The organism is Actinoplanes sp. NPDC026670 (assembly GCF_040638175.1).
GTDB lineage: Bacteria > Actinomycetota > Actinomycetes > Mycobacteriales > Micromonosporaceae > Actinoplanes.
This window is the reverse complement of the sequence record NZ_JBEZXU010000002.1, coordinates 124,139-139,295: the sequence shown is the minus strand read 5'-3', so window position 1 is coordinate 139,295 and position 15,157 is coordinate 124,139. Positions and strand designations below refer to the sequence as shown.

Here is a 15,157-nt window from a genome sequence, read left to right as displayed (position 1 = left end):
GGGAACACCCGATGCGTCTTCCCCGGCTCCTTGCTGCCTCCGTCCTGGTCGCGGTGCTCCTTCCCGCGCCGGTGGCCGCCGACCCCGTACCCCCCGCCGATTATCAGCAGGTGGCCCTGGCCACCGGATCCGCCGAGCTCGGCGAGGCCATGTCGCTGGCCGTGCTGCCGAACCGCTCGGTGATCCACACTGCCCGCAACGGAACGGTCCGCGTCACCGACGCCGCGGGCAACACCCGGGTGGCCGGCAACATCCCGGTCTACACCCACGACGAGGAGGGCATGCAGGGCGTCGCCGTCGACCCGAACTTCGCCACCAACAGATGGATCTACCTCTACTACTCCCCGCCGCTGAGCACCCCGGCCGGGGACGCGCCGACCACCGGCACGGCGGCCGACTTCACCGCGTGGAAGGGGCATCTGAACCTGTCCCGGTTCACCCTCAACGCCGACGACACGATCAACCTGGCGAGTCAGGTGGTGGTGCTGACCGTCGACAACGACCGCGGGCAGTGCTGCCACGTCGGCGGTGACCTGGACTTCGACGCCGCCGGCAACCTGTATCTGAGCACCGGCGACGACACCAACCCGTTCGAGTCGGACGCGTTCACGCCGATCGACGAGCGGACCAACCGCAATCCGCAGTTCGACGCGCAGCGCTCGTCGGCCAACACCAACGACCTGCGCGGCAAGGTGCTGCGGATCAAACCGCAGGCCAACGGCACCTACACGATCCCGGCGGGCAACATGTTCGCGCCGGGAACGCCGAACACCCGGCCGGAGATCTACGCGATGGGGTTCCGCAACCCGTTCCGGATGAGCGTGGACAAGCCGACCGGCATCGTCTACCTGGGCGACTACGGGCCGGACGCCGGGGCCGCCAATGCCAGCCGTGGACCCGGCGGGCAGGTGGAGTTCAACCGGGTCACGTCGCCCGGCTTCTACGGCTGGCCGTACTGCACCGGCAACAACACCACCGCCGAGACCTACAACGAGTACACCTTCCCGTCCGGGCCGTCGCAGGCGAAATTCAACTGCGCGGGCGGGCCGGCCAACAACTCCTTCCGCAACACCGGGCAGGCGACCCTGCCGGCCGCAAAACCCGCCTGGATCCGGTACGGCTTCGACTTCACACCTCCGGAGTTCGGCGGTGGCTCGGAGTCGCCGATGGGCGGGCCGGTCTACCGGTACGACCCGGCGCTGAACTCGGCGGTGAAGTTCCCGCAGTCGCTGGACGGCCGGTACTTCGCCGGCGAGTACGGCCGCCGCTGGATCAAGGCGATCACGGTCAACAGCAACGGGACGTACGGCGAGATCAGCGCTTTCCCCTGGAGTGGCACCCAGGTGATGGACATGGCGTTCGGGCCGGACGGCGCACTGTATGTCCTGGACTACGGCACCGGGTCGAACAACCAGGCGCTGTACCGGATCGAGTACATCGGTGGCGGCAACCGCAGCCCGATCGCGGTGGCCGCGGCGAACCGGACGTCCGGCCCGAGCCCGCTGACCGTCACGTTCTCGTCGGCCGGCAGCTCCGACCCGGAGGGTGGCGCACTGACCTACCTGTGGACGTTCGGCGACGGCACCACGTCGACGGCGGCGAACCCGACGAAGACGTACGGCACGAACGGGCGGTTCACGCCGACGCTGCGGGTGACCGATCCGGCCGGGCTGTCGGCCACCGCCAGTGTGGTGATCAACGTCGGCAACTCGGCGCCCACGGTCAACCTGTCCGTGCCGGCCGACGGGACGCTGTTCAGTTTCGGGGACACGGTGCCGTTCACGGTGTCGGCCAGTGATCCGGAGGACGGCACGATCGACTGCTCGCGGGTGACCGTGGCGTACCTGCTCGGTCATGACAGTCATGCGCACCAGATCACGTCGAAGACCGGGTGCAGCGGGACGCTGACGGTGCCGGCCGACGGGGAGCACGACAACGCGGCCAACATCTACGGGGTGTTCGTCGCGTCGTACACCGACAACGGCGGGCTGACCTCGACCAGCCAGCGAACGCTGCAACCGCGGCACCGGCAGGGTGAGCACTTCGGCACCCAGTCCGGTGGGGTGCAGGTCGCCAACCACGCCACCGCCGAGGGTGGCGCGGTCGCCGGGTTCATCGACAACAACGACTGGATCTCGTTCCAGCCCTACGCCCTGTCCGGTGCGACCCGGTTCACCGCCCGGGTGGCGTCCGCGGGCGCGGGAGGCACCATCGAGGTCCGCAGCGGCTCGGCCACCGGCCCGCTGCACGGCACGGCCACCGTCGCCAATACCGGCGGGTGGGAGAACTACGTGAACGTCACGGCCGCCCTGACCGGCCTGCCGACCGGCGCCACCCAGCTCTACCTGGTCTTCAAGGGCGGCGCCGGGAACCTGTTCGACCTGGACGCGTTCACCTTCGACAGCGACGGCGGCTCGACGTTGCGGGCGCTGGTCAACAACCAGTTCGTCAGCGCCGCGAACGCGACGACCCCGCTGATCGCGAACAAGGCGACGGCGGGCGCCACCGAGCGGTTCGACGTGATCGATCTGGGCGGCGGCAACGTCGCGCTGCGGTCGCGGGCCACCAACCTCTATGTGACCGCGGACAACGCCGGGGCGAACCCGCTGATCGCCAACCGGGCGGCGGTCGGGCCGTGGGAGACCTTCGCCCTGATCCGTAACGCCGACGGCTCGGAGAGCTTGCGGGCCGGGGTCAACTCGCGGTACGTCACCGCGGAGGGCGGCGGCGCGCAGTCGCTGATCGCCAACCGGACGGCGATCGGCCCGTGGGAGAGGTTCGACCTGCAACCGTGATCGGCACACTCCCCGCGGCTCCGGTCGGGATAACGTTATCCGACCTCCTCCGGCCGGATCTCGCCGGAGCCGCGGGGGATCAACTCGGTCGGCACGGTGACCGTCTGCACCGGACGGGCCGGGTCGGCCGTGCGCTTGACCAGCAGGTCGATGGCGACCGCCCCGATCTGCCGGCTGTCCTGGGCGACCACGGTCAGCGCCGGGCGCAGGATGTCGGCCAGCGGGAAGTCGTCGAACCCGATCATCGCCAGCCGGCCGGCGTCCGGGCCGAGCTGTCGCAGCACCTCGATGGTGGTCTCGGCGTTTCCGGTGATCAGCGCGGTGGCGCCGGCCCGCCGCAGGCCGTCGAGGACCGCGGTGATCCGGGCCGCCGAGAGCGGTCCGGGATGCACCATGCCGTCCAGCGGGCCGCCACCGGCCGCCACACAGGCCCGGAAGGCGGCGGCCCGCTCCCGGCCGGTGAAGATGCGCTCGTCGTCGCCGAGGTAGCCGATCCGGTGGTGGCCGTGCACGGCGAGCTGCCGGTACGCCATCCCGATCCCGGACGCGTTGTCGGAGATCACCGCGTCGACGGCGATCCCGGCGGCCGGCCGGTCCACCGCGACCACCGGCATCCCGGCGTCGATCTCCGCCGCCAGGTAGTCGTGCCGGAGCCCGATCGGCTCGATGACCAGGCCGTCGACCCGGCGGCGGCACATCGCCAGGACCGCCTCGCGCTCGCGGTCCTCGTCGTCGTCGGTGGACACCGCCAGCAACGCGAGCTGCTCGGCGCGGGCCGCGCGGTCGACCGCGTCCAGGACCGGGTGGGCGTCGGCCAGGTTGCGCACGGCCGCGCCGATCGTGCCGCTGCGGCCGCGGCGCAGCTGCTGGGCCCGCTCGTCGGGGACGTAGTCGAGGTCGGCGATCGCCGCCTGGACCCGGCTGACCAGGTGCGACCCGACCGTCGGGTCGGCGTTGACCACGCGGGACACGGTGCGCAGGCCGACACCCGCGGCCGCCGCGACGTCGAGCATGGTGGCCCGCTTACGTGGCCCGCGCTGCTCCGAAACCTCGACCATCGGCCCATCCTTCCGTCTCCGCCACGCGACGGCCATCATTTCCGGCCGCCGCCGGGCCGGTGCAACACCCTTGACACCGTCCCGAAACTTCGTAAGCTCCGGGATAACGTTATCTCAAGTGATCTTCACTCTTCCACCAGCCCTCATCGGCAGGAGTGCAACCGTGAAACGAAAGCCGCTGCTCGCGGCGGGTCTCGCCGGTCTTCTCGCCTTCGCCGCCGCCTGTTCCGGCGGCGAAGGCTCAGGTGGCAAAGGCGGGCAAACCGCGCTGACTTACCTTGTCTTCGAAACTCCGAGCCTGACCGCGACGTTCTGGGATCAGTCGATCGCCGCCGCGGTTGCCGAGACCCCCGGCGTCACGATCCAGAAGATCGTCGCGCCGAGCACCGACCGCGACGCGTACGCCAAACAGCTCCAGCAGTCCGGCCAGTTCCCCGACCTGCTCCAGTCGATCACCCCGTCCAACTTCGCCGGGGCCGGGCTGCTCAAGCCGTACGACAAGACCTGGATCGACGCCAACTTCCTGCTGCCGTCGGCCAACACGCTCAAGGGCCAGGTCTACATCCCGCCGACCAACTCGCAGATCGTGCCGCAGGTCTACTACCGCAAGAGCCTGTTCGCCAAGGCCGGAGTGACCGAGGCGCCGAAGGACTGGGCCGGGTTCCTGGCCGCCTGCGACAAGCTCAAAGCGGCCGGGATCACCCCGATCGAGCTGGGCGGCGCCGACCCGTTCGCGGCGGGCATGCCCCTGGTCGGCATCCTCAGCGCCGACATCCTCGGGAAGAACCCGAACTGGCTCCAGGACCGGTACGCCGGCAAGGTCTCCTTCAGCGACCCGGACGTGGTCACCGCGGTCGGCAAATACCGCACGCTGGTGGCCGCCGGGTACTTCGACAAGGGTGCGCTCGGCGTGAAGTACGCCGACTCGATCACCCGGTTCACCGGCGGCAAGTCGGCGATGTACCCGATGGGCAGCTGGTTCCTCGGCTCGGTGCCCAAGGAGAACGCCGACGACTTCGGGTCCTTCCCGTGGCCCACCGACGACGGCTCGGTGGTGGTGCCGTTCGTGGGCGGCGGCTCGATGGCGATCAGCGCCAAGGCGGAGAGCACCGAGCTGGCCGAGAAGTTCGGCCGGGCCTGGTCGCTCAACCCGGCCAATCTCAAGGCCCTGATCGAGACCGACGGCGCGTTCCCGATGATCAAGGGCAAGACCCTCGACGACTACCAGGTCACCGTCACCCAGGTGTTCAAGGACTCCTACGCGTACGTGACCGGCCAGAACAACAAGGTGTCGGCGATCGCCTGGGCCACCAACGACGACTCGCTGCCGCCCGGGGTCAACGACGCGTTCTACGCCACCGGGCAGGCGCTGTTCACCGGTGACGACGTGGCCGGGGCGATGAAGAAGCTCGACGACGCCTGGAAGACCGCCACCCAGTAGCCGGCCGGCCGGGGTCCCGCCCCCTCTTGTCAGGGGCCCCGGCCGGTCCTTCTAGGAGAGTGAATGCGCACCACCCTTCGTGGCGATCGGGGGCTGGGCCTGCTGGCCGCCCTGGCGATCGGCCTCTACCTCGTCTTCCTCGTGCTGCCGCTGCTGATGAGCCTGCGCAGCAGCCTGACCAACGAGAACCCGCTGCGCGGCACCGCCGACTTCATCGGGCTCGACAACTACCGGGAGACCGCCGGCGACGAGCGGCTGCGGGCCAGTGTGAGCTTCACGCTGATGCTCGCGGCCGGGGTGACCGTCGCCGCCAACGCGCTCGGTGTCGGGTTCGCGCTGCTGCTCAACCGGACCAGCCTCAGCTACCGGGTGATGCGGACGCTCGCGTTCCTGCCGCAGGTGCTCAGCGGTGTGATCGTGGCGTTCGTCTGGCAGACCATCCTCACCCAGAACGGGCTGCTCAACACCGTTCTGCTGAAGGTCGGAGTGCTCGACGAGCCGTACCCGTGGCTGGGCAGCCCGGCCGCCGCCCTGATCTCGATCGGCGTGGTGGTCACCTGGGTGCTCAGCGGTTTCACCACGGTGGTCTACCTGGCCGCGCTGCAGAACATCCCGCTCGAACTGCACGACATGGCCTCGATCGACGGTGTCCGCGGCACCCAGCGCTTCCGCAAGGTCATCTGGCCGATGATCGCCTCCGGCACCACGATCAGCGTCACCATCTCCCTGATCACCGTGCTCAAGCTGTACGACATCATCGCCGTGCTCACCGGCGGCGGACCGGCCGAGTCCACCCAGTCGACCGCGCTCTACATCGTCAAACTGGCCTTCACCAGCGACCGGGTCGGCTACGCCAGCGCCGTCGCGATGATCCTTCTCGCCCTGTCCGCGGTGATCGCCCTGTCGGTGACCGGGCTCCTGCGCCGACGTGAGGTGACGCTGTGACCCGTCGTGCACCGTTGCGGCTGCTGGCCGCCACGATCGTCACGGTACTGTTCGTCGCGCCGATCTACCTGATGCTGGTCAACGCGTTCAAGTCGCAGCCAGACATCCTGCGCAACCCGGTGTCGCTGCCGCTGCCGCCCACCCTGGACAACCTCACCCAGGCACTGACCCGCCCGGACCGGCTGATCCTGCTCGGCCTGCGCAACTCACTGATCGTGGTGGCCTGCTCGGTGGCGCTGCTGGTGCCGCTCGGATCGGCGCTGAGCTTCTGGCTGTCCCGGCGCACCGGCCGGGCCAAGGCGGTCATCCTGTTCGTGCTGGCCGCCGGGCTGATGATCCCGCCGCAGGTCACGCTGCTGCCGACGATCCGGATCCTGACCTGGCTCGGCCTCGACCACAGCTATCCCGGGCTGATCCTGTCCAACCTCGGTGGCGGCTACCTGTCGTTCGCGGTCTTCGTCTACGTCGGGTTCCTGCGGTCGGTGCCGGACGACATCGTCCAGGCGGCCCGCCTGGACGGCGCGAGCGGCCTGCGGATCTGGTGGCAGATCGTGATGCCGCTGGTCCGGCCGGCCACCGCCACCGTGGTCATCTTCCTGGCCCTGTGGATCTGGAACGACTTCCTGAACCCGCTGTTCATCCTCGGCCCGCTCCAGGGCCAGACCATCACCACCGGCCTCTATCTGACGATCGGACAGTATTCAGTGGACTACGGCCAGCTCTTCGGCATCATGTTCCTGGCCGGCATCCTGCCGGTCATCGGCTACCTGACCGTGCAGAAGCAGTTCGTCGCCGGCCTGACCGCAGGCTCAGCGAAATGAGCCCGGCCGACCGCGGGCACAGCGACAAGAGCCCGGCCGACCGCGGGTCCGGCGCGATGAGCGCGGTGCCCAACCTCGACGACGTCGCCGGCGAATGGGTCCACGCGGACGACCTCGGCCACCTGCCGTCGCTGCGCAACCAGCGTGGTCAGGCGCACGTCAACCACGACCTGACCTCGATCTCCTGGCTCGCCGCTCCCCCGTTCACCGGCGGGTACCACACCGGGACGCTGACCGTCGACGGCACCGCGGTGGCCGCACAGCGGTTCCTCTGGAAACCGTGGGGCGTGCGCCGCGAACACCGCGGCGACACGGTCACCGTGGTCACCGACACCCGGATGGCGTACGAGAAGGATCTGCTGCTCTGGCGGGTCACCGTCACCAACAACCGGCCGGAACGGGCCGTCGTGGAGATCGGCCAGGACCTGTACGCGCCGATCGCACACTCCACGACCGGATGGGGCTGGCTGCACACCGTCCCGTGGAACGGGCACGACGAGCACGACTACCACGGCCTGGAACGGATCCGGGAGACGACCCGTGGCGACCGGCCGTGGCTGCTCGGCGCCGGGCCGCGGCGGCTGCGGCTGGGCCGGCCCCGGCTGCCCGGCATCCAGCGGGACGAGGACAGCGCGCCGATGCTCCTGGAGTTCGAGCTGCCCCGGCACGTCAGCGCGGACACCGTGTACCCGCACCGGTCGTCGGTGCGCGGTGCCGTCCGGGGCCTGCCCGGGATGTCCGGCATCGTCCAACTCGATGATCAGAGCGAGGTCACCCTCGGCACGTTCGCGCTCGTGCCGGGACGGATCGCCGGTGAGGTCCGGCTCGACGACGCCGGGCACGACGGGGTGCTGTTCACCCACGGCAACACGCCCGACTCACTCCAGGTGGGTGTCGAGGACGGCCGGCTCTGGCTGGGGATCAGCGGGGAACGCGAGATCGCCGGCGAACCGCTGACCGAGGGCCGCTGGCACGCCTTCGCGGTCGACGTGACCGATGACCACGTGACCCTGCGGGTCGACGGCGCCGAGGTGGTCAGGACCGGGCACTGGGCACGTGCGCGACGGTGGCGGGCCACGCTCGTCGACGGAACCGTCACGGTGAGCGACACGAGGTCGCCGGCACGGGCCGCGTACGCGTTCGCCGTACCGCCGGATGTGGTGTTGCAGGGCGCCGGTGCCCGGGCGGTGTGGCGCCTTGATCTCGGGCCTGGTGAGACCGCTGACCTGGGTTTTGTCTGTGCCTTCGGCACCGGTGACGTGGCCGTGGCCGCGCAGCGGGCCGCCGATGATCTCGACCGGGAGTTCGCGGCGACCGAGGACGGCTGGCGGCGGTTGTGGCGGGCCGCGTTCACGCCGGGTAACGAAAGCTTCAGCGGGCATCTGCCGACGCTGACCACGCCGGACGCCGATCTGGGCCGGGCCTACTACATGGCCGCGCTGCTGGCGCTGTACCTGCGCAGCACGACCGCCGGGCGGGGTGCGCCGATGTTCCTGACCGGCGGCCCGCGGCTCGGCGCGACCACCACCTACTTCTGGGACCACACCGAGTGGAGCCGGATGTACGCCTTGCTCGACCCGGCCGGGCTGCGGGAATGGCTGGTCCGGGCGCTGTCCGGCCCTTACGAGGAGTCGTTCGGTTTCGACCTGTGGGGCGGCGGGCCGCTCGGCAACTTCTACATCGCCAACGACTATGCGCTGTTCCAGCTGGTCGAGCACTACGTCGGGGTCACCGGCGACGTCGAGTTCCTGTCGTCGCGTGCCGGCGCCCGGACCGTCCTGGAGCATGTCGAACGGCTCGCCTACGGGTTCGCCGACCGGCGCACCACGGCCACCGGCGGGGTGCTCGCCGACTTCGGGCCGGACGCGTGGACCGTGCTGGAATGCGTGCCCGGTTACGTGCACGCGATGGCCTCGTTCAACGCGGCGTACGTGAAGATGCTGCGCTCGTACGCGGCCCTGCTGCGGCATCTCGGCGATCCGGACGGCGCGGTGCTCGCCGAACGGCAGTCCGCGATCATGGCCACGGCCGTCCTCGGCCTGTACGCCGGCGGTGGCCGCTGGCACATCGCCGGACCCGGCGGGCGGACCACGATCGGGCACGTCCTGGACTTCGGGCTGGTCACCGCGGCCCTGGCCGACCACCTGCCCCCGTCGTACCGCGACGAGATGGTCGACTTCGTGTCGGAGGCGCTGCTGGCCGGTCCGTGGATGCGCGCGCTGGCCGCCGACGACCCGATGGCGCCGCACTCGGACCGGCCCGACCACGGCGCGGGCGGCGCGTTCTGCGCGTGGCCCGGCGTCACCGCGTACGGCCTGGCCCGGCTCGGCCGTCGCGACCTGGCCGCCGCCGTGCTCGGCCGGACTCCCCGGGCCGCCTCCGGCGGGCTCTGGGGACAGGCGATGGAGATCGTCCCCGGCTCGTCCCCGGCCCGGGTCCGCGTCGCCGGCCGCGGCGTCGCGAACCGGGACTCCATCGCCGGCGCGGCCATCGGGGAGGCGGTCATCGCCGGCCTCTTCGGTGTCGAGCCGGGCTACCACACCCTCGGCCCGGCCCGGCCCGCGTCCACCGTCACCGTTCCCGGCCTCGGCTCACTGGCCAATCTCAACCTGCAGTCCCAGCGAGGCCGCCCTCTCGAAAGGGCCCATCCGTGAACAGACGCCTCCTGGCCGCGGCACTCGCTGCCGCGGTCACCGTGGCCGGTTCGGCGCTCGCCGTCGCACCGGCTGCGGCCGCCACCCCCACCCCCGACCAGCAGTGGGCCGCGATCCAGTCGCTGCTCACCCCGATCACCGGCCGATGGACCAGCGAGAACTATCCGGACGCGATCGTCCAGGGCATGCCGAGTACGGCACTGCTCGGCAACGGCGACATCGGCATCACCTCGGCCGGCAGCCCCGGCGTGAAGACGTTCCTGGTCGCCAAGGGCGACTTCTGGCGCGGCAACCCCGGCCCGGCGATCGTGCCGGTCGGCGGGGTCACCCTGACCGCGGCCTCCGGAGCGAACACCGGTGGCAACCTCGCTCTCGGGGCGACCGCGACGGCGACCAGCTCACATTCCTCGTTCCCGCCCTCGCGTGCGGTGTCCGGCGCCTGGGGATCGGGCTACGAGGGCTGGGTCTCCGACATCGGCAAACCGCAGACGCTCACCCTCGACCTGGGCAGTTCGAAGACCTTCACGCGGTACGTGGTACGCCACGACAGTGCGGCCCGGCCCTCGGAGACCGCCAACAACACCCGGAACTTCCAGGTGCAGACGTCCACCGACAACGCCACCTGGTCGACCGCGGACACGATCACCGGCAACACCGCGGCGGTCACCGACCGGACCGTCAGCTCGCGGACCGCCCGCTGGGTGCGGCTGGTGATCAGCGAACCGACCCAGGGCACCACCGCCGACTCGCAGCAGAACCCGCGGGCCCGGATCGGCCAGTTCGAGCTCTACGGGGCGGGCGGCAGCGGACCGGCGCCGTCGTTCCTCGAGGAGCAGAGCATCCTGCGCGGCGAGGTGGACACGTCGATGAGTCTCGGCGGGCAGCCGGTGGTGCTCAAGACCTGGGTGGCGGCGAGCACCAACCTGATGGTCACCCAGATCCGGTCGGCCGGGTCGGCGGCGGTCCGGCTGGAGGCCCGTACCTTCGCCGGGGCGGTCACCCCGGGCAGCGGCTACACCCACACCAGTGGGGTCTCCGGGAGCACGCTGTGGGCGTCGCGGACCACCCCGTCCGGATCGAATTTCGTGTCCCGGGCGGCGCTCGCCACCCGGGTGATCGGCGCGACCGCCGGGACCGCGTCGTCGTCCGGTGGGACCGCCCGGTTCCAGTTCGACCTGGCCCCCGGGCAGACCGTGCGCCTGGTGACCGCGGTCGCCGGTGGCGGCGTCAACCCGGCCGAACCGGCGCCGGCCGCCCGCAGCCTGGCCGACGGGCAGTCCGCGGCCGGGCTGGACAGCGCCTACCAGCAGCATCTCGACTGGTGGCGGCAGTACTGGCTGCGCTCGTACGTGGATCTCGGCGACGATGTGCTGGAACGCTTCTACTACGCGGCCCAGTACTTCCTCGGCTCGGCCAGCCGCAACGGCAAGACCGCACCCGGGCTGTACGGGCTGTGGATCACCCGCGACGACCCGTTCTTCAGCGGCGACATGCATCTGAACTACAACTTCATGGCCAACTTCTACGGTACGTACCCGTCGAACCGGGCCGACCTGGCGCTGCCGCACATGGACCTGATCTCGGCGTACCTGCCGGAGGCCCGCCGCCGGTCCACCCAGGATCTGCAACGGGTCAACTCCGGCTACGTCACGCCACGGTTCGGTACCGGCGGCATCTCCGGCGGGGTGCTGTTCCCGGTCGGGATCGGCCCGTTCGGCAGCACCGCGGACAACAACTACTGGCAGCAGGTGAGCAACTCACTGTTCGCGGTCACCCAGTTCATCGCCTACTGGGAGTACACCGGTGACCAGGCCTACCTGCGGGACCGGGCATACCCGTTCATGAAGGAGGTGGCCACGTTCTTCAGCCGCTGGATGGAGTACGACCCGGCCACCCGCCGCTACACCACGTGGGGCGGGCCGCACGAGGGCACCTGGGCCCGCAACCCGAGCCCGGACGTGGGCATGCTGCGCTACCTGCTCACCTCGCTGCTGGCGGCGAGCACCGAACTCGGCGCCGACGCCGGGTCCCGGGCGCTGTGGCAGCAGATGCTCGACGGCCTGCCGCCGGTCCCGACCACCACCTCCGGCGGGCGCAGCGTCTACGCGCTCGGCGACCCCGGCACGGTCAGCGACGGCCGGACGATCCGGCCCGGCGACAACACGGTCAACCTGGAGTTCATCCACCCCGGCGAGGGGCTGGGCCTGAACTCGGCGGCGGCCGACCGGCAGCGGGCGATCGACACCCTCGACGTGATGAACTCGTGGGGCCAGGAGAACAGTTTCCCGAAGGTCTTCACCCAGGCCGCGCGGGTCGGCTATCCGGCCGACGTGCTGATCGACCGGCTGCGGCAGCAGATCGTCGCGAAGACCGACGCCAACCTGCGGATCCGCGACATGCACCACGGGCTGGAGAAGTCCGGCGCCACCGAGGCGGTCAACAATCTGCTGCTGCAGAGCGACGACGGGATCGTCCGGGTGTTCCCGGTGTGGCCGTCCGGGCGGGACGCGAGTTTCGTGCGGCTGCGGGAGAAGGGCGCGTTCCTGGTGTCCAGCCGGCTGGCCGGAGGCCGGGTCGACTACGTGGACGTGACCAGCGAGCAGGGCAAACCGTTGCGGCTGCGCAACCCGTGGCCGGGGCAGACGGTCCGGATCGTCGAGACCGGGGGCGCCACGGTCACGCCGTCCGTGTCCGGTGACGTGCTCACGTTCCCGACCCGGGCGGGCGTGACGTACTCGATCACTTCGCCGTAGGGTTCGGGCCGGCTGCGCGTGGGAGCACCACGTGCAGCCGGCGCGGGCCGTGCACCCCCTCGACGCGGTTCAGCTCGATGTCGCTGGTGGCGCTCGGCCCGCTGATCCACGTCTGCGGGCGGCCCGGGGTGAGCCGGTCGAAGACGTCCGGGACCCGGCCGACGATCTGGCCGGGCCGGATCACCACGACGTGCACGTCCGGGATCAGTGACAGTGCCCGGCGGCCCTGGGCCGGTCCGGCGTCCAGCACGATGGTGCCGGTCTCGGCGATCACCGCGGCGCAGCCGGTGAGCGCCGCGCCCACGGCTTCCAGCTCGGCCGGGGTGAGGCCGTCGTCGACGACCGCCTCGCCGGGATAGCCGTCGAGCCAGGCGGGTGGCAGGTCGGCCGGCACCGCGATCCGGGGCAGCGGCCGCAACGCGTCGACGAGCGACCGGTGGACCACCGCCTGGTAGTCGGTGAGCCGGTCGGCCAGCAGCGCGGTCAGGTCACCGTCGCGGGTCCGGCCGTAGTCGCGGGGAATCGGCTCGGCTGCCGGTTCGTCGGCGAGGGCGGTGCGCAGCCGGGCGAGGATCTCGGTCCGGGCGTCGGTCAACGTCGTCCTCCGTCGGTGCGGGACCACCACTGCCGGAACGTCTCGGGAGCGGGCAGCGGCGCGTCGCGGGAGTCGGTCCAGGCTTTTCCGGGGCCGGGCAGTCGTCGCAGGGCCGGCCGGCGGGTCACGGCGGCGACCACCCGGCCGCCCGCACGGGCCGCGCGCAGGGACCTGCGCCAGCGGCGCGGGTTGCTCATCAGGCGGGCGAGCACGGTCATCGCGGTGCGTTCGCCGGCCGGGTGCGGGCTGCGCTGCCGCAGGTGGACGAGGACCTGCGGGATGTCGATCTTGACGGGGCAGGCGTCGTAGCAGGCGCCGCAGAGCGTCGAGGCGTACGGCAGCGACTCGTGCCGCCCGGGTGCCAGTTGTGGGGCGAGGATGGCGCCGATCGGGCCCGGGTAGACCGAGCCGTACGCGTGGCCGCCGGTGCGTTCGTAGACCGGGCACACGTTGAGGCAGGCCGAGCAGCGGATGCAGGCCAGCGCCTGGCGGCCGACCGGGTCGGCGAGCACGTCCGAGCGGCCGTTGTCGAGCAGCACGATGTGCACGTGCTGCGGCCCGTCCCCGGGCGTCACACCGGTCCAGATCGAGGTGTACGGGTTCATCCGCTCCCCCGTCGACGACCGGGGCAGCAGCTGCAGGAACACTTCCAGGTCGGTGGCGGCCGGCAGGATCTTCTCCACCCCGACCACGCTGATCAGCGTGTCCGGCAGGGTGAGGCACATCCGCCCGTTGCCCTCGGACTCGACCACCACCAGTGATCCGGTGTCGGCGATCGCGAAGTTGGCCCCGGAGACGGCGACCTTCGCGCTGAGGAACCGGGCGCGCAGGTGCAGCCGGGCCGCCTCGGCCAGGGCGGCCGGGTCGTCGGTCAGCCCGGCCGGTGGGTCGTCGAGTTCGCGGGCGAAGATCTCCCGGATCTGGGCGCGGTTGTAGTGGATCGCCGGGACCAGGATGTGCGACGGCCGGTCGTCGGCGAGCTGCACGATGAGTTCGGCCAGGTCGGTCTCGTACGCGGTGATGCCCTGCTCGGCCAGGTGCTCGTTGAGTTCGATCTCCTGGGTGGCCATCGACTTGACCTTGACCACCTCGGTGGCGCCGGCGGCCCGGGTGAGTTCGGCGACGATCCGCCCGGCCTCCGCGGCGTCGCGGGCCCAGTGCACTGTCGCGCCGGCCGCGGTGGCCCGCTGCTCGAACTGTTCCAGCAGCTCGGGCAGCCGCCGCCGGACGTCGGCCTTGATCGCCCGGCCGGCCTCGCGCAGCCGCTCCCAGTCGGGCAGTTCCCCGACGGCGTGCAGGCGTTTGTCGCGGATGGTGTGGGTGGCGTGGCGCAGGTTGGTGCGCAGCTGCGGGTTGCCGAGCGCGACCGCGGCGGCCGGCCGGAAGTCGCCGGTCACGACGCGAGGATCTCGGCGTAGTGCAGCGGGCGGGTGCCGGAGCGGCGGCGGCTGAGACCGCCGCCGATGTGGGCCAGGCAGGAGTTGTCGGCGGCGGCCACCACGTCGGCGCCGGTGGTGGCGACGGCGATGCACTTGTCGGCCAGGATCGCGGCCGACACCTCCGGGTTCTTCACCGCGAACGTGCCACCGAAACCGCAGCACTCCTCAGCGCCGGGCAGCTCGACCAGGTCGATGTCGCGGACCGCGCGCAGCAGCCGCAGCGGCCGGTCGCCGAGGCGCAGCGCGCGCAGGCCGTGGCAGGTGGGGTGGTAGGTGACCCGGTGGGCGAACCGGGCGCCGACGTCCTCGACGCCGAGCACGTCGAGGAGCAGTTCGGACAGTTCGTAGGTGCGGGCGGCGACCGGGGCGGCCGACGGGATCAGCCGCGGGTACTGTTCGCGGATCATGGCGACGCATGAGCCGCTGGGGGCGACGATCGCGTCGTAGTCGCCGAAGGTGCGGGCGAACTGTTCGGCGATCGGCACGGCCTGGGCCGCGTAGCCGGTGTTGGCGTGCATCTGGCCGCAGCAGGTCTGCCCGGCCGGGAAGTCGACGTCGTGGCCGAGCCGCCGCAGCACCCGGGTGACCGCGATGCCGGTGGCCGGGTAGAAGGCGTCGTTGACGCAGGTGACGAAGAGCGCGATCCGCACGGTCGG

The 15,157-nt window shown here is 71.2% G+C and carries 10 protein-coding genes; 6 read left to right on the top strand and 4 right to left on the bottom strand.

The window, feature by feature from the left end; all coding sequences use genetic code 11:
- Window positions 1-11: 11 nt before the first annotated feature.
- Entirely contained in the window at window positions 12-2,795 is a 2,784-nt protein-coding gene (locus tag AB0E94_RS02400; RefSeq protein ID WP_360321260.1) for a PQQ-dependent sugar dehydrogenase, read from the top strand.
- Window positions 2,796-2,830: 35 nt separating this feature from the next.
- Here the strand turns inward: AB0E94_RS02400 and AB0E94_RS02395 are convergent, their stop codons facing one another.
- On the bottom strand, window positions 2,831-3,853 hold the full coding sequence (locus tag AB0E94_RS02395) for a LacI family DNA-binding transcriptional regulator (protein ID WP_360321257.1): 1,023 nt from the start codon (window positions 3,851-3,853) through the stop codon (window positions 2,831-2,833).
- Between the two features lie 163 nt (window positions 3,854-4,016).
- Between AB0E94_RS02395 and AB0E94_RS02390 the strand changes: the two genes are divergently transcribed.
- The 5 genes from AB0E94_RS02390 to AB0E94_RS02370 all read left to right on the top strand — a co-directional run bounded on the left by AB0E94_RS02390 (window position 4,017) and on the right by AB0E94_RS02370 (window position 12,467).
- Window positions 4,017-5,294 carry an extracellular solute-binding protein gene (locus AB0E94_RS02390; protein ID WP_360321254.1) on the top strand — a complete coding sequence of 426 codons (1,278 nt, stop codon included), beginning with the start codon at window positions 4,017-4,019 and terminating at the stop codon, window positions 5,292-5,294.
- Between the two features lie 63 nt (window positions 5,295-5,357).
- The gene (locus AB0E94_RS02385; protein ID WP_360321251.1) at window positions 5,358-6,239 is read left to right on the top strand and encodes a sugar ABC transporter permease; all 882 of its coding nucleotides are present in this window, start codon (window positions 5,358-5,360) and stop codon (window positions 6,237-6,239) included.
- Window positions 6,236-7,060 (top strand): carbohydrate ABC transporter permease, encoded by an 825-nt coding sequence (locus AB0E94_RS02380; protein WP_360321248.1) that lies wholly within the window; start codon window positions 6,236-6,238, stop codon window positions 7,058-7,060. Before AB0E94_RS02385 ends, AB0E94_RS02380 begins: the two co-directional genes overlap by 4 nt.
- A complete protein-coding gene (locus tag AB0E94_RS02375) occupies window positions 7,057-9,714 on the top strand; it encodes a LamG domain-containing protein (protein ID WP_360321245.1) in 2,658 nt (885 codons plus the stop codon). Before AB0E94_RS02380 ends, AB0E94_RS02375 begins: the two co-directional genes overlap by 4 nt.
- Entirely contained in the window at window positions 9,711-12,467 is a 2,757-nt protein-coding gene (locus tag AB0E94_RS02370; RefSeq protein ID WP_360321242.1) for a discoidin domain-containing protein, read from the top strand. The genes AB0E94_RS02375 and AB0E94_RS02370 overlap by 4 nt, the downstream gene beginning before the upstream one ends.
- Here the strand turns inward: AB0E94_RS02370 and AB0E94_RS02365 are convergent.
- From AB0E94_RS02365 to AB0E94_RS02355, 3 genes are read right to left on the bottom strand one after another with little or no spacing between them, the layout of a single operon-like run.
- Window positions 12,454-13,062, bottom strand: coding sequence for an LUD domain-containing protein (locus AB0E94_RS02365; protein ID WP_360321239.1), 609 nt, complete (start codon window positions 13,060-13,062; stop codon window positions 12,454-12,456). The two genes, AB0E94_RS02370 and AB0E94_RS02365, sit on opposite strands and share 14 nt — an antisense overlap.
- Window positions 13,059-14,459: a lactate utilization protein B gene (locus tag AB0E94_RS02360; RefSeq protein ID WP_360321236.1), complete on the bottom strand. Its 1,401-nt coding sequence runs from the start codon at window positions 14,457-14,459 to the stop codon at window positions 13,059-13,061. Before AB0E94_RS02360 ends, AB0E94_RS02365 begins: the two co-directional genes overlap by 4 nt.
- Window positions 14,456-15,151: a (Fe-S)-binding protein gene (locus tag AB0E94_RS02355; protein ID WP_360321233.1), complete on the bottom strand. Its 696-nt coding sequence runs from the start codon at window positions 15,149-15,151 to the stop codon at window positions 14,456-14,458. The genes AB0E94_RS02360 and AB0E94_RS02355 overlap by 4 nt, the downstream gene beginning before the upstream one ends.
- Window positions 15,152-15,157 lie beyond the last annotated feature (6 nt).